This is a genomic window from Bradyrhizobium commune (assembly GCF_015624505.1).
Lineage (GTDB): Bacteria > Pseudomonadota > Alphaproteobacteria > Rhizobiales > Xanthobacteraceae > Bradyrhizobium > Bradyrhizobium commune.
In genome coordinates, this window is record NZ_CP061379.1 from 1,939,531 (window position 1) to 1,957,279 (window position 17,749).

The following is a 17,749-nucleotide window of genomic DNA, read 5'->3' on the forward strand; positions in this document are numbered from 1 at the left end:
CGGGAGCAAGAGGCTTGGAATGCTCCGCCGACAGTACCCTTCCGAGTGCTGTCGGGCTTAGCCCGTCATCCGCGCATCTGCTGCCGAGGCAGCCGTCTTGGTGGTGAGTTCGCCAATGACGATCGCGCCGTGGCGGTTGCTCGGCTCGCCGGGCGATAGGGCGCGGACAGAAGCATCAGAAACAGTGCTCTTTCGGCAGCATATTTGGCTGCGGGTCGACCGTTTTCCAATCCGTCCATGACGAGGCGCCCTTCCGTCGTGCATAGACGCCAACGCCACGCCCTTCGGCCGCATTTCTTCAAGAACACTTCGAAAGTCGGGAATTCGTCGGGCATTAGATTGGCCTTGGCTGTATGCTACCGGCGGCGGAGTTGCGTTCCTGATCGTCCCGACTTGAGCTTGGAAGCTCAACGGGAACGTCGAGGCAGCGATGTTCTCCAACGCCGACCGTTCCTCCGCCAGCCGCCGCTCAATGAAATGCCGCTCGAACTCCGTCAGCTCGGTCTTGAGCAACCGGTGGTAACGGCTGATGTTGTTGCGGTGCGCACGCAACAGGGCCAGGTTTTCGTCCATCATCGTGATCATCCGTTTGAACAGTCGGTCTGCTAGGCTGCGAGCCCGGCACGTGAGGTCGATTTCAAGCGCGCAGGCTTGCCGCCGGGGGGTCCCTTCGGGTGGTGGTCCAACGTGGCGAGCGCGTCGAGAATCTCGTCGATGGTTACGATTCTGTTCGAACCGGGCAGTTCTCTGAGCGCCGGATTTGACGCAACGCTGGCCGCGTCCGAAGCCCAGGACGCGAGGATTGCACGCTTCTCGGCGATCGAAATCGTCGGATCCTGGACGACATCGCGGGGATGATCATAGACAGAGCCAGGATGCAATATCGCATTGAGGTCGATAACGTTGTCGGCATCGTGGATCATGAGAGGTCCTCCTTCTCCTTTCGTTAGAAGCCTCTGGATTGAGTTCGGGTCGCAGTCGCAGGCAGGTAGCTCCCGCCCGGGCACCGGGCGGGAAGCACTAGCCTCCGACAGGCGAGAATTTACGCGGCGGCTTTGCCTTCGAGCTGATGCACATTGCCGCTCAATGCGCCGTTGATGGCGATTCGCCGCGGCTTCATGGCCTCGGGGATTTCCCGGACCAGCTCAATCTTCAGCAGACCGTTCTCGAACGCGGCGCCCTTCACCTGAACATAGTCAGCGAGGTTGAATTGCCGCTTGAAGGGCCGTGCGGAAATGCCGTGATAGAGATATTCGCGTTCGGCCTTGTCCGCCTTGTTGCCCTCGACGATGACCGCATTCTGCTCGGCAGTCACCGAGATCTCGTCGGGTGAAAAGCCGGCAACGGCAAGCGAAATCTGATAACGATCCTCGCTGACGCGTTCGATGTTGTAGGGGGGATAGTTGTCCTCGCCAGCACGCTGCGCTGTTTCAGCGAGGTCAAAGAGGCGGTCGAAGCCAATGGTCGAGCGCCACAGGGGGGAGAAGTCGTAAGTGCGCATAGCCAGATCCTCCAAAGAGCAAAATGGATACAGCGACACCGGACACGACCGGTGCCCGTCTCAGCTGTCCCCAACCCTTCAGGCGTCGGGGACACCACCTCTCGGCGGCAGCAAAAAAATAAAAAAACACGGTTTTGGTTTCAAGAGGGGAGCCGAAAATTTTTTAGAGCCTGCCTGGCTTGGTCCAGGAGGGGACCGCCTCCTCGTCCCGCTTGAGAGGTGACTCGGCGCGCACCCGCCTATCACCATCTCAGCGCGAGCGATGCTCATCGGGTTCCCGTAGGAGCGGAGATGAGATGAACTACACGTTCGACCCGTGGATCGCGTCGATCACGGCGTCGGTTACTTCCTTCGTCGTCGCCTTGCCGCCCACATCGGGCGTCAGCACGCCGGCCGCGCAAACGCGTTCGACCGCCTTCATCAACCGCGCGGCGGCGTCCTTCTCGCCGAGATGCTCGAGCATCTGCACGCCGGTCCAGAACGTCGCCACCGGGTTCGCGATGCCCTTGCCGGTGATGTCGAAGGCCGACCCATGGATCGGCTCGAACATCGAGGGGAAGCGGCGCTGCGGATCGATGTTGCCGGTCGGCGCCACGCCGAGGCTTCCCGCGAGCACGCCGGCGAGATCGGAGAGGATGTCGGCGTGGAGGTTGGTCGCAACGATGGTGTCGAGGCTCTTTGGATGCAGCGTCATCCGCACCGTCATGGCGTCGACCAGCATCTTGTCCCAGGTGACGTCGGGGAATTCGGTCGCGACTTCGGCTGCGATCTCGTCCCACATCACCATGCCATGGCGCTGCGCGTTCGACTTGGTCACCACGGTCAGGAATTTGCGCGGGCGCGACTGCGCGAGCTGGAACGCATAGCGCATGATGCGCGTCACGCCGACGCGGGTGAACACGGCGACCTCGGTGCCGACCTCTTCCGGCAGGCCCCTGTGGGCGCGTCCGCCCATGCCGGCATATTCGCCTTCGGAATTCTCGCGCACGATCACCCAGTCGAGATCGCCGACGCCGACATTGCGCAGCGGCGAAGAGACACCCGGCAAGATCTTGGTCGGCCGCACGTTGGCGTATTGGTCAAAGCCTTGGCAGATCGGCAGGCGCAAGCCCCATAGCGTGATGTGGTCGGGCACGTCGGGCGCCCCGACCGCACCGAAATAGATCGCGTCGAACTTCTTCAGCTCAGAAAGGCCGTCCGCCGGCATCATCACGCCGTGCTTCTTGTAATAGTCCGAGCCCCAGTCGAAGGTCTTGATGGCAAAGGCGATGTCGCCGCTGCGCTTGGCGAGCGCCTCCAGCACGCGAACGCCGGCCGAGATCACCTCGGGGCCGATGCCGTCGGCTGGGATTGCTGCAATCGAATGGGTGCGCATGGGAAAGCTCCGTTTGAAAGTTCAGTGGGACTGCGGGACGGGTTCGACGGGCGCGGTCTGCGCCCGCGACAATAGCAGGGTCAAGACCGCGGAGAGAACGAGCAGGCCGCTGACGAAATAGAGCCCGCCGACAAAACTGCCGGTCTGGTCCTTGATCCAGCCGATCATGGCGGGACCGACGAAGCCGCCGAGATTGCCGATCGAATTGATGGTGGCGATGCCGGCCGCAGCCGCCGGGCCCGAGAGGAATAGCGTCGGCATGCTCCACAGCGGCGGTTTTGCCGAAGAGATGCCGATATTCACGAGCGTCAGTGCGACCAGCACCGCGACGACACCAGCTGCGAGGCCGGCATAGGCGAGCCCGGCCGCGGCGACCAGGCAGGCCCACACGACATGCCAGGTGCGCTCGCCGGTGCGGTCCGAGTGCCGCGCCCACAGCACCATGGCGACGACGGCCGCCGTTGCCGGCAACGCATTGAGGAAGCCGACCTGGAGCGTCGATAGTCCAAATTGCTTGATGATCTGCGGCGCCCAGACGCCGAGCGTGTAGAGACCGGCCGAGGTGCCGAAATAGATCAGCGACAGCGCGAGCACGCGCGGATCAGCGAGCCCGCGCCAGATGCTGTGGCTCGCGGTCGCGGCCTTGCTGGTGGTCTCGTCATTCATGGTCTCGACCAGCCAGCGGCGCTCGTCATCGGCGAGCCACTTTGCTTTCTCCGGCCGGTCGGTGAGGAACGCCAGCACCACGAAGCCTAGCAGCACGGCCGGCAGCGCTTCCAGCGCGAACAGCCACTGCCAGCCCTTGATGCCGGCGAGGCCGTCCATCTCCAGCAGCGCGCCTGAGACCGGAGAACCCAGCACGGTCGAGAGTGGGGCGGCTGCCATGAACAGCGCGGTCACGGCAGCGCGCTGGCGCGCCGGGAACCAGTAGGAGAGATAGAGGATGATGCCGGGAAAGAAGCCGGCTTCAGCGACACCAAGCAGGAAGCGCAGGATGTAGAAGCTGGTCGGCCCTTGCACGAACGCCATCGTGGCCGAGACGAGACCCCAACTGATCATCACCCGTGCGATCCAGATCCGCGCGCCGACCTTGTGCAGGATGATGTTGGAGGGCACCTCGAACAGGAAGTAGCCCCAGAAGAAGATGCCGGCGCCAAAACCGTAGACGGTCGGCGACAGGCCGATGTCCTTGTTCATCGTCAGCGAGGCGAAGCCGATATTGACGCGGTCGATGAAGGCCACGAAGTAGAGCAGCATGATGAAAGGAACGATGCGCCAGGTGATCTTGCGCAGCACGCGCGTCTGAATCTCGCTCGCCACTCTGCCCCCCCTGAAACCCAATTTTCGTTGTCTGGCGGCGAGCCTAGGCGGAGACGGGAGGCGGACTCAATTGGCGCTGGTTTATACAAAAAAATGATATAATCGTCGCGAGACGAGAGGATTTGCGAATGGAATTGCATCAACTTCGATGCTTCGTGGCGGCGGCCGAGCAGCTGCATTTCGGCCGTGCTGCGCAGCATCTCCAGATGCTGCCGTCCGCGCTCGGCCGCCAGATCAGGCTGCTGGAGGAGGATCTGGGAACGCGGCTGTTCGCGCGTACGACCCGCGCGGTGTCGCTGACCGACGACGGCACGACGCTGCTGCGCGATGCCCGCGCCATCCTCGCCAGGGTCGAGGCGGTCGAGAGCAACTTGCGCAACCGCTCCCGCGCAGGCGTCGCGCGACGGCTCCGGGTCGGTGCGATCGACAGCGCGGCGGCCGGCCTGTTGCCGCCGCTCTTGCGTGACTTCCGCGCAAAACATCCCGAGGTCGCGGTCCAGCTTCTTGAGGACAAGACCGTCCGGCTGCTGCCAAAAATCCTGACCGGCGCGCTTGATCTTGCCTTCGTCCGCCCGCCCGACCGGCCGGACAAGCGGCTCGAATTTCGCCCTCTGCTTCAGGAGACCGCGATCGTAGCCTTTCCGCAACGCCACGCACTCGCGGCGCGAAAATCCATCACGCTGGCCGATATCGCCGACGAGCCCATGCTGGTGCCGGATCGCCGCTCGCGACCGCACAGCCACGACCTCACGGTCAAACTGTTCGAGCAGGCTGGGCTGACGCCGCTCATCGTGCAGGTCGCCGACGAGAAGCAGACCATCATCCATCTGGTCGCAACCAAGCTCGGGGTTGCCATCGTGCCGCGCTGGACCACGCGGATGGCCGTCTCCGGCGTGCGCTTCGTGTCGCTCCGACTGAGGCAGAGCGGCCCGGTCGGCCGGTTGCCGCTGGCGGCGGCCTGGCTGCGCGGCTCGCGGGATCCCGCCCGCGATGCCATGCTGGCGGTGCTGGAGGCGCGCCTGCGCAGCTATGCGCGAGAGGCGTGAGGCGCTATGACATCGGCTTGGCAAGAAAGTGGGATGCGATGACTGCACAGAAAGCTTCGAACGATTTGAGGGTGGCCATCGCAGGACTGGGCTCGATCGGCAGCAAGATCGCGACCGCCCTGGATCAGGGCATCGAGGGGTTGGTACTCTCCGCCGTGGCCGTGCGCGATCCCGCCAAGCATCGGGCATTCCTCAACGGCCTGCGTCGTGCGCCACAGGTGTTGCCGATCGATCGGCTCGGCGACGCCGCCGATATCGTGGTCGAGTGCGCGCCGAGCAGCCAGCTGCGTGCGATCGTCGAGCCTGCGGTGAAACGCAGGAAGTCCGCGGTCGTCGTTAGCGTCGGCGGCCTGCTCGACAATTTTGATCTGGTCGATCTCGCCCGGGCCAATGGCGGCCGCATCATTGTGCCGACTGGCGCGCTGATCGGGCTCGACGCGGTCAATGCGGCTGCGGTCGGTACCATTCATTCGGTAAAGATGGTGACGCGCAAGCCGATCGACGGGCTGAAGGGTGCGCCGTTCATCGTTCAGAACAACATCGACATCGACAATCTGCGCGAACCGCTAAAACTGTTCGAGGGCAGCGCGCGTGAAGCGGCGAAGGGCTTTCCGGCGAACGTCAACGTCGCGGTCGCGCTGTCGCTGGCGGGCATCGGGCCCGATCGCACCCACATGCAGGTTTGGGCCGACCCGACCGTGACGCGCAACGTGCATCGCATCGAGGTCGAGGCGGATTCGGCACGATTCTCGATGGGCATCGAGAACATCCCATCCGAAAATCCCAAGACCGGGATCATCACCGCACTGTCCGTGATCGCGCTGCTTCGCAAGCAGCGCGCCACGCTGTGTGTGGGGACGTAACTCTTAGGCCCCCGTCACGCGCCAGATCACGTTGCCGACGTCGTCGGCCATCAGCAGCGACTTCTTGTCGGGGCCGATCACGACACCGACCGGGCGGCCGTAGGATTCCTTCTCGTCGGGTGCCAGGAAGCCCGACAGGATGTCGCGACCGGGGCCGGAGGGCTTGCCGTTCTCGAACGGGATGAACACCAGCTTGTAGCCGGAGAGCTTGCTGCGATTCCACGAGCCGTGCTGGCCGATCACCATGCCGTCTGGGAAGCCCGGCAGCGTGCCTGATGGCATCCAGCACAGGCCGAGCGAGGCGGTGTGGCCGCCGAGCGCGTAGTCCGGCGTCAGTGCCTTGGCGACCATCGCCGCATCCTGCGGCACGCGGTCGTCGACCGTCTTGCCCCAGTAGCAATAGGGCCAGCCATAGAAGCCGCCGTCGCGCACCGAGGTCAGATAATCCGGCGGAGTCTCGTCGCCGAGACCGTCACGCTCGTTGACGACGGTCCAGAGCACGTTCGTATTCGGCTCCCAGGCGAGGCCAACCGGATTGCGCAGGCCCGCACCAAAAATGCGATGCGTGCCGGCTGCGAGATCGAGCTCGTAGACGGCGGCGCGGCCTTCCTCGACCTCCATGCCCATTTCAGCGATGTTGCTGAGCGAGCCCACGCCGGCATAGAGCTTCTTGCCATCGGGGCTCGCGAGCAGGCTGCGCGTCCAATGGCCGCTCGGCTTGAACGTGGTGAGCCGCTTGCCCGGCGCGACGATATTGTCCGCGCCCGCGACATAGGGAAACGCCATCACGCCATCGGTGTTGCCGACATAGAAGGTGTCGCCGACCAGCGCCATGCCGAACGGCTGGTTCAGATTCTCCATGAACGCGCCGCGCACCTCGGCAACGCCGTCGCCGTCCTTGTCCCGCAACAGCGTGATGCGGTTGGCGGACACGCCGAGCGCCGCGGCGCGCCGCATGGTTGCCTGCATCGCATAGTGGAACACCGTGCGCGGGGGGCCGGCGACCTGCGTCGCTTCGGCGATCAGCACGTCGCCGTTGGGCAGCACCTCGATCCAGCGCGGATGGTCGAGGTTGGTCGCGAAGGCGTTGACCTTGAGCCCGGGCGCGACGGTCGGCTTCTGCCCTTCGCTCCAGCCGCGCGCCGTCGGCATTTTCAAGGTCGGGATCGCGCCTTGCGGCTTCGCCTCGGGAATAGACGGGGCTTCGCCCCAGGCAGGTGCGGGCTCGGTCCCCGACAGTTTTCGCCATTGCAGCGCGATGCCACCGAGGACCGCGACGAACTGCGCGAAGATGCTGGAAAAGGTCATGAGAAGCCCCTGTCGAACCCTGAAGCACAGTCTAATGCCGGATCACCCAAAACCCCGCGCGGGCTCAGGCCTGATCGTCGACCTCTCCAGATCCACGATGGATGTCGTCGTGCCTCGTTGCGCGCGCATCCAACTGGGTGGCGGTAAAAAGGTCAACCTGTGCAGGACTGGATCGGGACGTTTATGACGCAGATGGCAGCACGCTGAATTTGCATGGCAAGGATGCGACCGTGCGCGCGCAAGACTCTCGGTGTCGTCCCGGCGAAGGCCGGGACCCATACCGCGGGATCCATCGGTTTGCAGTCGGTCGGAGTACCGAACGACTATCTTCGCCAAACCACTCCCCGGGGTTATGGGTCCCGGCCTTCGCCGGGACGACACCGAGGGATGTGGCGACTCGTTACCTCACCGCGGCGACAGGAACGGAATGATCATCGGCACGCGGCGGCAATAGGCACCGTAGGCGTCTTCGCCGAGCTCCTTCGACAGGAACACCTCTTCCATCCGGCCTTTCTGCCACATGCCGAGCGAGATCAGGATCGCGCCGAGGATCGCGGTCACGGTGCCGACCGCGATGCCGGTGACGAGCATGCCGGCGATCAGGCCGGTGTAGATCGGATGGCGCACGATACCGTACGGGCCGGTGTCGATGACGCGGTGGTCTTCCTTGTGGGTGATGGTGTTGGACCAGAATTGTCCGAGATGCAGCCGGCCCCACCAGGTGAAGGAGATGCCGGCGAGCACGATCAGGGCTGCGATGTAGACACCGGTGTTGCCGAATACCCAGAGCGGCTTCTCGCCGAGCACTTCCGCGGTCCACGGCGTGAACAGGATGCCGCCGACCAGGATCGGCAGGCGATAGCGGGTCGAGTCCAGCGTCATCACCTGCTTCTGGGTGCGGCCCTGCCAGAACGAGGCACCGACCCAGCTGGCGAGCCAGGCGAGCCAGATCAAGGCGAGCAGTTGCGTCGGCCAGGTCGTGGTCCAGCCACCCCAGGCGACAGAGAGAAGCTTGCTGAAATCAAATGACATGCGGAAAGGTTCTTTGGGTTGGGGGAGCAGATCAGCTCGCGCGCGACGACAGCGCGTGATGCTCGATGGCGCCGGAGGCAGGCAGCCCGCCGCGGGCGAGCAGATGGGTGATGGTTTCGCGCAAGACCGGCTCGATCGGGCGCGGCGAATAACCGAGCTCGGTACGCGCCTTGCCGATCGAGAGGTCGCTTGCGGCCAGCGCAATGCGCACGCCCTCGGCGGTGCCGTTGGGCGGCCGCCGCGTGACGTGATCGGAGATGTACTCGAGCATGGTCGCCGACAACTCGGCGATCCTGCCCGGCACGACCACCGGAAACTGCCGGCGGCCGCTCATCGCGGACATCATGCGCAGGATCCGGCCGAGCGGCACGCAGTCGCCGCCCAGGATGTAGCGCTGGCCGATGCGGCCGCGCTCCATGGTCAGCACCAGGCCCATGGCGACGTCGCGGACATCGACGAGGTTGACCAGGAAGTTGAGATGCGGCTGCACCTTCTTCTGGAGGAAGTACCAGAGCATCGCGGTCGGCGGCGTCAGATTATGGTCGGCCGGACCGATCGGCATGGTCGGCGTGCCGATCACGAGCGGGAAGCCCGCGGCTGCGGCCTTTGCGGCGTGATGCTCGGCGAGCGACTTCGACCGCGTGTAGGCGCCAGGCATCGCATCGGCCGGCTGAAGCGCCTCTTCGGCGGCAGCGCCGTTGAGGTTCGAATAGGCGAACAGGATCGATTCCGTCGAGCAGTGCAGGAAGCGCGACACGCCGCGCGTCATCGCGGCGGCGAGAACGACCTCGGTACCGCGGAAATTGACGTCGTGGAAGGCGTGCTTGTTTGCGACCCACATCCCGGGCAGGCCGGCGAGGTGATAGACCTGATCGACCCCGGCGATCGCGGCATCGACTGCGGCGCAATCCAGCACCGACCCCTGCACAAACTCAACGTCTGTGTTGGCAGCGGCCGGCGGCCGGACATCGAGGACACGTACCCGCTGCCCACGGGCGCGGAGCGCTTCGACGAGATGCTGTCCGATGAAACCACTGCCACCGGTAACCAGTACGAGAGCCATGAAGAAGGTTTGCTGTTCCGCTTCTGGAAGCTATCGGGTTGAAAGGGAATTGGCCGGAAGAGGCGCGAGAATCGCGGCAAGGTCGCGACGAAAACCCAGTGCAATGTATAATTTTGCCATGACGAACATCGGTCCAAGCAGGAAATGCGTGGGATGGTCGACCATCGACGGCTGCCGCTCCTCAAACACCTTGTGGCCGACGATCTGCGACGCGACGCCAACTCCGATCAGCACCGCAAAAATCGACCACATCATGGCGATCGAGACCCGATTGCCGATTGCCGTTGCGACCGAAAGCAGCACGATCATGGCCGCGAGGATGCCGAGGCCGACCCCGGCGTCCAGCATCAGCCAGTAAACCAGCACCGGCAGGGCTAAAATCACCGCCAGGCTCACCTCGATCCCGAACACCGGGAAATGGACCAGCGTCAGCGGCAGCGTCGCACCGGTGAAGAGCAGAAGAATGCCGACCACATGCATCGCGCAGTTCCAGGGATCGCGGTGGTATTCGACATAATCGGCCAGTTGGCGTTGAAAATAGCCAGCCATCTTGGTCTCTTGCACACGGGGTCGGGGAAGGACGAATAGAGGCTATAGCACCGGATAGGGCAGTGCACAAACCGGCACGATTGTCGCGCAAAACCGCGCTGTCGCGCTGTGAGACAGGTCACAAAACGGTCAAGACTTCAAAGGGTTCCGCCACACGCTGAAGCGCGTGCGCTCAGTGTTTCTTGGCGGGTTTTTTCGCCGCAGGCCCGGCTGCGGCAGCGGGGCGCGCAGGCTCGTCCTCGGGCAATTTGGCAAAGGTCAGGATTTGCAACTGGCCGTTGACCGCCGAGGTCGGCTTGGCGCGGTCCAGGAACTGCTCCTCGCCAAGACCGATCGGCTGAAGCCGCTTGGTCGAGATCTTGAACGTGTTCACCAGCACGTCACGGATCGCGTCCGCCCGGCGCTGGCTCAGGATCGCGTTGGCTTCCCGCGTCTTCTGATTGGACTCGACATGGCCGACGATCAGGAAGGTGTAGGGCAGCAGCGAGGCATGAACCATTGCGTCCGCGATGCGGCCGACGGTCTGATAGGACTCCGGCTGGATGATCGGCGTGTCGGCGTCGAACTGGATCTGGGCGTTGAAGGCCGGCAGCTTGGCGAGGTCGGGCGCGATCAGCGGCCGGTTCACCGGACCCGGATCGTTCTTGATCCTGGCCTTGGCCCGCTCCATCACCTGCTGCTTCAACGCGGGGAGGTCAACCTCGGGCGCTTCCTCGAAATGATTGAGCTTGCCGACGATGTCGTCGCGGGTCGGCGCCGTCTGCGCGCCGGCGGCGCCCGCGAGCAGGGCCAGTCCCAGCGCGATGCCAATTCCAGCAGTGGTATGCTTGACGGCGCGCATCAGCGGTACCCCGCGTCGTCAACGGCCTTCAGGCAGTTGTTGCTGATGCCCTTGGGCGTCGAGATCAGGCAGGGGACCGACTTGCTGGTCTCCTTGGTCGAGCCGCCGCAGACCTTGACGATCTCGCGCTGGCAGGCGTTCGCCACGGTGACGCGCGCGGCGACGCGCTTCTGGATGGCGTCGAAGGCGGTCAAATAGTCGCTCTGGCATTGCTGTGACAGCACGTCCCGGTTGCGGGACAGGCATTCCTTCAGGCGGGTCGAGTCCGGATTGACGCCGCGGCAATTGGCGATGATTTCCGCACCGCAGCTTTTCGCCAGCATCCCGATCGACTCGCCAAAGCTCATCGTCTCCGCCGCCGCAAGCGACGGCATCCCCAATGCAAGCACGATCAGTGTGATGGAGCCCCGGACCATGGCTGCATCTGATACGGGGAAGTTCGCGGTGGTCAAGGGCTGTTCGGACCCGAACCGTCGAGAGTCCGACGAGTGCGGCGAACAGTCCTCACTCCTCGGCGTCGGCGCTGGGAGGAAATTCGATCAGGACGACCGTGTGGTTCCGGAGGCCGTCGGCAAATTCCGGGTCGGCCTTGAGCTGGTCCAATGTCCGCGGCGGAGGAAGCTCGCGGCCGTCCTCGGTCAGCTCCTTCGCATAGAATGCGATCGCCTCGGGCGCATTCTCCAGCGCCTCGTCGAAATCGTCGCCGCCGGAGACGCAGCCGGGCAGGTCGGGAAACCATAGGCCCACGGCATCGTCCGGGCCGGCATCCTCGATGATGGCGATGTAGTGAGGCATGGCGGGGCCGGTATCGCAGAGCTGATGTCGCAGGGCTGGTGTTCCCTGCGGTTGTGCCGCCGGGTTTGCTTCAATTATGACTACCTCATCCGCGGAGGTACGCAATTGAGCAAATTGACTCTGGCCGAAGGCGCCGGCTCGTTCCTGTTTCGGGATGAGGGCGCCGTCCCCTTGCCGCGTACGATTCGGGTCTTCTCGTTTTGCCCCCGATCGAGCAGCCGGCACACACGCGTCATCGTAGCGATGCATGGTGTTGATCGCGCTGCCGCCGCGTTTCGCGATCTTCTGGCGCCTCAGGCCGAACGTAATGGGCAGATCGTGCTGGTTCCGGAGTTCGATCCGGATCATTTCCCGGGCGTCCATGCGTACAATTTCGGCGGGGTGCGGCTGCCGCCGCCGGACAGCACGGTCTTGCCGCGCGATCATTGGAATTTCGGAGTGGTCGACCGGTTGTTTCATCATGTTCGACATGCGATCGGGTCCAGCCGGGGGACCTTCGGCCTGTTCGGCAACTCCGCGGGCGCCCAATTTGTCCTGCGCTATCTTGCGCTCAACGAGGCCGCTTGCGTTGATCTGGCGGTCGCTGCCAATTGCGGCGTCTACATGCTGCCGAACCTCACTGCAGAGTATCCGAGCGGCATGGGAGGGATTGGCCTCAGCGCAGACGATCTGCGCAGGTATCTAGGGCGTCCGCTTGTGATCCTGCTCGGTGATGCTGATAACGACCCTGCCGCCCCCGACTTGCCTCGCTGGGATGAGGCCATGGCTCAAGGGCCTCATCGTCTTGCGCGCGGCCTCTGGCATTTCGAGCATTGCACGAAACTGGCCAAAGGCCTTGGTATGGAGCTGGGCTGGCGACTCGAAATCGCGCTTGGTGCCGGGCATGTCGATCAGCGGATCTACGACCAGGGCGCCAACATCCTCAGCGACTGAGTCATGCGTGAGGGCCAGCTCACGCCCGCTGTACAAAACTGTCCACGACCTTCTTCTCGCCGGCCTTGTCGAAGGCGATGGTCAGCTTGTTGCCGTCGATCTTGGTGACGCGGCCGTAGCCGAACTTCTGGTGGAAGACGCGGTCGGAGAGTGCGAATTCCGAGGTCGTGCCGGTGGATTTGGCGACCAGCTCGCCCTCGATCGTCATCGGCCCGCGGCGGCGCGAGGAGAAGCTGCCGAAATCGGGCCCGGCCGACGAGGAGGACGAGAACGTCGAAGCCTCTTCCTCAAAGCCACTTCTGCCGCCGCCATTGCGACCAGCGCCGCGGTTGCGGTTGGCCTGCGCCCGCTGCCAGCCGGGTGTCGAATAGCTGGACCCGAACGCCTCCATGTCGTCGAAGCGCGAGGCGCCATAACCGCCGGTGCCGCCCCAGGCCGAGCCGCCCTTGGATTCCGTGATCTCGACATTGGCCGCCGGCAATTCGTCGAGGAAGCGCGACGGGATCGTGGTCGACCAGGTGCCATGGATCCGCCGGTTGGTGGCAAAATAGATTTTTGCGCGGCGCCTCGCGCGGGTGAGGCCGACATGGCCGAGGCGGCGCTCTTCCTCCAGCCCCGCGCGCCCCTGTTCGTCCAGCGTGCGCTGGCTCGGGAACAGGCCTTCCTCCCAGCCGGGCAGGAACACGTTGTCGAATTCGAGCCCCTTGGCCGAATGCAGCGTCATCAGCGACACCGCGTCGTCCTCGGCGCCACCGTCGCGGTCCATCACCAGTGAGATGTGCTCGAGGAAACCTTGCAGGTTCTCGAACTCCTCCATCGAGCGCACCAGCTCCTTGAGGTTTTCGAGACGGCCGGCGGCATCCGCCGAACGGTCCTTCTGCCACATCTCGGTATAGCCGCTTTCGTCGAGCACGATCTGGGCGAGATCGGTGTGCGCGGTGACTTCGCGCTGGGCGCGCCAGCGGTCGAATTGGGTGATGAGATCGCGCAGCGAGCCGCGCGCCTTCGGCTTCAGCTCGTCGGTCTCGACCACGGCGCGCGCCGCCTCGAACAGCGGAATGCGGCGCTTGCGGGCGTGGTCGTGCAGCATCTGCACGGTGGCGTCGCCAAGCCCGCGCTTCGGCGTGTTGACGATGCGCTCGAAGGCGAGGTCGTCGGCCGGTGAATTGATGACGCGCAGATATGCCAGCGCGTCGCGGATTTCGGCGCGCTCATAGAAGCGCGGGCCGCCGATCACGCGGTAGGGCAGGCCGAGCGTGACGAAGCGGTCTTCGAACTCGCGCATCTGGTAGGAGGCGCGCACGAGAATGGCGATCTCGTTAAGCTTGTCGCCCTGGCGCTGGATCTGCTCGATCTCCTCGCCGATGCCGCGGGCTTCCTCCTCCGAATCCCAGGAGCCGGTGACCGTGACCTTCTCGCCGTCCTGGTCCTCGGTGCGCAGCGTCTTGCCGAGCCGGCCTTCATTATGCGCGATCAGATGCGAGGCGGCGGCGAGGATATGGCCGGTCGAGCGGTAATTGCGCTCGAGACGGATCACCTTGGCGCCGGGGAAATCGTGGTCGAAGCGCAGGATGTTGTCGACCTCGGCGCCGCGCCAGCCATAGATCGACTGGTCGTCGTCGCCGACGCAGCAGATGTTTTTGCTTTTCTCCCTCTCCCCGTCTTTCACGGGGAGAGGGCTGGGGCGAGGGGCTGCTTCCACGAGCTCGGCTTGTGGAGAGTCCCCCTCACCCGCATCGCTCGGGCGCGCAATTGCGCTGCCTTGCGATGCGACCTCTCCCCGCAGGCGGGGAGAGGTGAGAGAGGACGGCGCCTGCGACAACAGCCGCAGCCAGAGATACTGCGCGACGTTGGTGTCTTGATATTCGTCGACCAGGATGAATTTGAAGCGCTGCTGGTACTGCCGCAGGATATCCGGGTGCTCGCGGAAAATGCGGATATTCTCCAGCAACAGGTCGCCGAAATCCGCGCCGTTCAAAATCTTCAGTCGCTCCTGGTAGCTCGCATAGAGCTTGCCGCCCTTGCCGTTGGCGAACATCGCGGCTTCGCCTGACGGCACCTGCGACGGCGTCAGGCCGCGGTTCTTCCAGCCGTCGATCAGGCCGGCCAGCATCCGCGCTGGCCAGCGCTTGTCGTCGATGTTCTCGGCTTGCAAAAGCTGCTTGAGCAGCCGCACCTGGTCGTCGACATCGAGCACGGTGAAATTCGACTTGAGCTGCGCCAGCTCCGCATGGAAACGCAGGATGCGGCCACCGATGGAATGGAAGGTGCCGAGCCACGGCATGCCTTCCACGGCGTGGCCGAGCATCTGGCCGAGCCGGTGCTTCATCTCGCGCGCGGCCTTGTTGGTGAAGGTCACCGACAGGATCTCGGCGGGGCGCGCGCGGCCCTGGCTCAGGATGTGGGCGATGCGCGTGGTGAGCACGCGGGTCTTGCCGGTGCCGGCGCCGGCCAAGACCAGAACCGGGCCGTCCAGCGTCTCCACTGCTTCGCGCTGCTCCGGATTGAGCCCGGTCAGATATTTCGGGCCCACCGAGGCGCGCGCACGCGCGGCAATGCCGCCGGCTGCGGGCTGGTGATCGGGGACACCTGTGATCTTGCTTGGCTCGGTCATGCGAATCATTTGCCTCACGATGGCACCGCGCCGTCGTGGGAGGGAGCCTTCTTAACAGGGATTGGTGGCTATATGGGGCGGCGGGGAGGGGTTTTCCACGTGCGCGGCGGGCCGAATTGTTCCCGCGGAAGCCGCGAATTTCCACGCCGCGCGTGTCGGAACCTTCGTTCCCACGTCGAGATTGTTTGTGCAAGTGAGGCGCGTCAGCCGCGCCGATCGCTACAGACACCGACACAGAGGGTTTTGACCATGTTGAGCTGGGTTGTAACGTTTCTGGTTATCGCATTGATCGCCGGTATCCTGGGCTTTGGCGGCATCGCCGGCGCGTCGATCGAAATCGCCAAGATCATCTTCTTCATCGCAATCGTGCTGTTCCTGGTCTCGGCCGTGGTCGGCCTCGCCCGCGGCCGCAGGATCTAGTGGCCTAACGTTTGGAGGGCATCGCCACGCTCCGGCCGATGCCCTCGGGTCGCGGCAGGGCGCTGTGAGCCTTGGCGATCTCGGCGATACGCGCCTGGATATCGGGTGGAAACGCCGCAACGCGCCGCGCTTTCATGTCCATGTGCAGCGACATGTTCTCGGAGGTCGCCGACAGCCAGCCTTCGGTGCCGTGCCTCAGCTCCTCGAACGTGTGCAGCCGCTTGTCGTCGGCCTCCAGCAGCCACACCAAAATCTGCACGGGATCGCCGAGATGGATCTCGCGCAGATACCGCACATGGCATTCGGCCGTGAAGGTCGAGCCGTGGCGTTCCTGCTTGTAGACCGGGCCGATCCCGAGCTCGAGCCAGAGCTCGTCGATCGCACGGTCGAACATCACGTTGTAATAGGCCATGTTGAGATGGCCGTTATAGTCGATCCATTGCGGCTCGATCTGCATGATCGACGAGCGGAACGGCTCGGCCTTGGGCGATGAGACGACGGTCTCCGGCATGTGTGCTTCCCCAGCTATGCGTCCGGTCGCTTGACTTGACCGGTGAGATGTCCTTTGCCACGGTTTCTTCTCGTCGGGAGGAATGTCCGTGGGTACGACCGTCACCAATAATCCGCCGCGCGTCGAGCCGAAAGCCCTCGCAAGCGCGCTGGAGCAGCTTGCCGCACGCTTCGGCAACCGCCTGATCACCTCGCAGGCCGTGCGCGAGCAGCACGGCCATACCACGACATGGATCGTCAACCAGCCGCCGGACGGTGTGGTGATGGCGCAGGAGACCGCCGACATCCAGGACGTGGTGCGGATCTGCGCCAAACAAGGCGTGCCCGTCATACCCTTCGGCACCGGCACCTCGCTCGAGGGCCAGGTCAATGCGCCCGCCGGCGGCATCTCGATCGATCTGCGCGACATGAACAAGGTGCTCGCGGTGCATGCCGAGGACCTCGACTGCGTGATCCAGCCCGGCGTCACCCGCAAGGCGCTGAACGAGCATCTGCGCGACCAGGGCCTGTTCTTCCCGATCGATCCCGGCGCCGATGCTTCGCTCGGCGGAATGGCCTCGACCCGCGCTTCGGGCACCAATGCGGTACGCTACGGCACCATGCGCGACAGCGTGCTGGCACTGAAGGTGGTGCGTGGCGACGGCGAGATCATCACGACCGGCACGCGCGCCAAGAAATCATCCGCCGGCTACGACCTGACGCATCTGTTCGTCGGCGCCGAAGGCACGCTCGGCATCATCTCCGAACTCACGATCCGCTTGCGCGGCATTCCCGAGACGATCGCGGCCGGCGCGGTGTCGTTCGAGACCGTGCACGGGGCGTGTCAGGCGGTGATCCTGGCGATCCAGACCGGCATTCCGGTAGCGCGTATCGAGCTCTTGAATGCCGCGCAGGTGAAGGCCTGCAATGCGTATTCAAAGCTGACGCTGCCAGAGACGCCGCTGCTCTTGATGGAATTCCACGGCAGCGAGATCGAGGTCGGAGAGCAGTCCAAGGCGTTCGGCGAGATCGCAAAGGATTGCGGCGGCGGCGATTTCTCTTGGACCACCAAGCCGGAGGATCGCACAAAACTGTGGCAGGCGCGGCACGATGCCTACTGGTCCGTGAAGGCGCTGCGGCCCGGCGATAGCGTCGGCGTGGTTGCGACCGACGTCTGCGTGCCGATCTCGCGGCTCGCCGAGTGCGTCGACGAAACCGAGGAAGATCTCAAGCGGCTCAACCTGTTGTCTCCGATCGTCGGCCATGTCGGCGACGGCAATTTCCACTGCTCGCTGGTCTGCGACACCAACGATGCCGACGAGATGGCGCGCGGCGAGGAGTTCATGCATCGCCTCGTGGAGCGCGCGCAGGCGATGGACGGCACCTGCACCGGCGAGCACGGCATCGGCCAGGGCAAGCAGAAATATCTCAAGGCGGAGCTCGGCCCCGAGGCACTCGACGCGATGCGTGCGCTGAAAAAGGCACTCGATCCGCAGAACATCTTCAACCCCGGCAAGATCGTGCCAGAGGTGTAGCGTCAGCCTGTTGCGGTGCGCCCGGCCGTGCGACGCGGCCGGCACGGGAACTTTCGGCAGGCTAG

At 64.4% G+C, this 17,749-nt stretch carries 19 protein-coding genes; 5 read left to right on the forward strand and 14 right to left on the reverse strand.

Annotation, left to right across the window (positions count from 1 at the left end; translation table 11 throughout):
* Positions 1 to 57 precede the first annotated feature (57 nt).
* From IC761_RS35815 to IC761_RS09185, 5 genes are all read right to left on the reverse strand, one after another.
* On the reverse strand, positions 58 to 576 hold the full coding sequence (locus IC761_RS35815; protein ID WP_246791606.1) for a hypothetical protein: 519 nt from the start codon (positions 574 to 576) through the stop codon (positions 58 to 60).
* A 29-nt stretch (positions 577 to 605) separates the two neighbouring features.
* Positions 606 to 923, reverse strand: coding sequence for a hypothetical protein (locus IC761_RS09170; protein WP_195802929.1), 318 nt, complete (start codon positions 921 to 923; stop codon positions 606 to 608).
* 119 nt (positions 924 to 1,042) lie between these two features.
* Positions 1,043 to 1,501 carry a small heat shock protein HspD gene (hspD, locus tag IC761_RS09175; RefSeq protein WP_195804601.1) on the reverse strand — a complete coding sequence of 153 codons (459 nt, stop codon included), beginning with the start codon at positions 1,499 to 1,501 and terminating at the stop codon, positions 1,043 to 1,045.
* Positions 1,502 to 1,802: 301 nt separating this feature from the next.
* Positions 1,803 to 2,876, reverse strand: coding sequence for a tartrate dehydrogenase (locus IC761_RS09180; RefSeq protein ID WP_195802930.1), 1,074 nt, complete (start codon positions 2,874 to 2,876; stop codon positions 1,803 to 1,805).
* Between the two features lie 21 nt (positions 2,877 to 2,897).
* Positions 2,898 to 4,196: an MFS transporter gene (locus tag IC761_RS09185; protein ID WP_195802931.1), complete on the reverse strand. Its 1,299-nt coding sequence runs from the start codon at positions 4,194 to 4,196 to the stop codon at positions 2,898 to 2,900.
* Positions 4,197 to 4,324: 128 nt separating this feature from the next.
* On the opposite strand from IC761_RS09185, the gene IC761_RS09190 reads away from it, so the two are divergent.
* Positions 4,325 to 5,242 (forward strand): LysR family transcriptional regulator, encoded by a 918-nt coding sequence (locus IC761_RS09190; RefSeq protein WP_195802932.1) that lies wholly within the window; start codon positions 4,325 to 4,327, stop codon positions 5,240 to 5,242.
* A gap of 38 nt (positions 5,243 to 5,280) precedes the next feature.
* Positions 5,281 to 6,105 (forward strand): aspartate dehydrogenase, encoded by an 825-nt coding sequence (locus IC761_RS09195; protein WP_195802933.1) that lies wholly within the window; start codon positions 5,281 to 5,283, stop codon positions 6,103 to 6,105.
* Between the two features lie 3 nt (positions 6,106 to 6,108).
* Here IC761_RS09195 and IC761_RS09200 read toward each other — a convergent pair whose 3' ends face one another.
* The 7 genes from IC761_RS09200 to IC761_RS09230 form a co-directional block, all read right to left on the reverse strand.
* Positions 6,109 to 7,413: a PQQ-dependent sugar dehydrogenase gene (locus IC761_RS09200; protein WP_195802934.1), complete on the reverse strand. Its 1,305-nt coding sequence runs from the start codon at positions 7,411 to 7,413 to the stop codon at positions 6,109 to 6,111.
* Positions 7,414 to 7,818: 405 nt separating this feature from the next.
* Positions 7,819 to 8,445 (reverse strand): methyltransferase family protein, encoded by a 627-nt coding sequence (locus IC761_RS09205; protein ID WP_195802935.1) that lies wholly within the window; start codon positions 8,443 to 8,445, stop codon positions 7,819 to 7,821.
* Positions 8,446 to 8,476: 31 nt separating this feature from the next.
* Positions 8,477 to 9,508, reverse strand: coding sequence for an NAD-dependent epimerase/dehydratase family protein (locus tag IC761_RS09210; protein WP_195802936.1), 1,032 nt, complete (start codon positions 9,506 to 9,508; stop codon positions 8,477 to 8,479).
* Positions 9,509 to 9,538: 30 nt separating this feature from the next.
* A complete protein-coding gene (locus IC761_RS09215) occupies positions 9,539 to 10,057 on the reverse strand; it encodes an Mpo1 family 2-hydroxy fatty acid dioxygenase (protein ID WP_195802937.1) in 519 nt (172 codons plus the stop codon).
* A gap of 172 nt (positions 10,058 to 10,229) precedes the next feature.
* Positions 10,230 to 10,898 (reverse strand): OmpA family protein, encoded by a 669-nt coding sequence (locus tag IC761_RS09220; RefSeq protein WP_195802938.1) that lies wholly within the window; start codon positions 10,896 to 10,898, stop codon positions 10,230 to 10,232.
* Positions 10,898 to 11,314, reverse strand: coding sequence for a hypothetical protein (locus tag IC761_RS09225; RefSeq protein WP_195802939.1), 417 nt, complete (start codon positions 11,312 to 11,314; stop codon positions 10,898 to 10,900). The genes IC761_RS09220 and IC761_RS09225 overlap by 1 nt, the downstream gene beginning before the upstream one ends.
* A gap of 88 nt (positions 11,315 to 11,402) precedes the next feature.
* Positions 11,403 to 11,693: a type II toxin-antitoxin system HicB family antitoxin gene (locus tag IC761_RS09230; protein ID WP_195804602.1), complete on the reverse strand. Its 291-nt coding sequence runs from the start codon at positions 11,691 to 11,693 to the stop codon at positions 11,403 to 11,405.
* Between the two features lie 318 nt (positions 11,694 to 12,011).
* Here IC761_RS09230 and IC761_RS09235 point away from each other — a divergent pair, with 318 nt between their 5' ends.
* A complete protein-coding gene (locus IC761_RS09235; protein WP_195802940.1) occupies positions 12,012 to 12,626 on the forward strand; it encodes a hypothetical protein in 615 nt (204 codons plus the stop codon).
* A gap of 19 nt (positions 12,627 to 12,645) precedes the next feature.
* Here the strand turns inward: IC761_RS09235 and IC761_RS09240 are convergent, their stop codons facing one another.
* Positions 12,646 to 15,249 (reverse strand): ATP-dependent helicase, encoded by a 2,604-nt coding sequence (locus tag IC761_RS09240; RefSeq protein ID WP_195802941.1) that lies wholly within the window; start codon positions 15,247 to 15,249, stop codon positions 12,646 to 12,648.
* 240 nt (positions 15,250 to 15,489) lie between these two features.
* On the opposite strand from IC761_RS09240, the gene IC761_RS09245 reads away from it, so the two are divergent.
* Positions 15,490 to 15,660 (forward strand): DUF1328 domain-containing protein, encoded by a 171-nt coding sequence (locus IC761_RS09245; RefSeq protein WP_129272547.1) that lies wholly within the window; start codon positions 15,490 to 15,492, stop codon positions 15,658 to 15,660.
* A 4-nt stretch (positions 15,661 to 15,664) separates the two neighbouring features.
* Here IC761_RS09245 and IC761_RS09250 read toward each other — a convergent pair whose 3' ends face one another.
* Entirely contained in the window at positions 15,665 to 16,171 is a 507-nt protein-coding gene (locus IC761_RS09250) for a thioesterase family protein (RefSeq protein WP_195802942.1), read from the reverse strand.
* 88 nt (positions 16,172 to 16,259) lie between these two features.
* On the opposite strand from IC761_RS09250, the gene IC761_RS09255 reads away from it, so the two are divergent.
* Positions 16,260 to 17,684, forward strand: coding sequence for an FAD-binding oxidoreductase (locus IC761_RS09255; RefSeq protein WP_195802943.1), 1,425 nt, complete (start codon positions 16,260 to 16,262; stop codon positions 17,682 to 17,684).
* Positions 17,685 to 17,749: the final 65 nt, after the last annotated feature.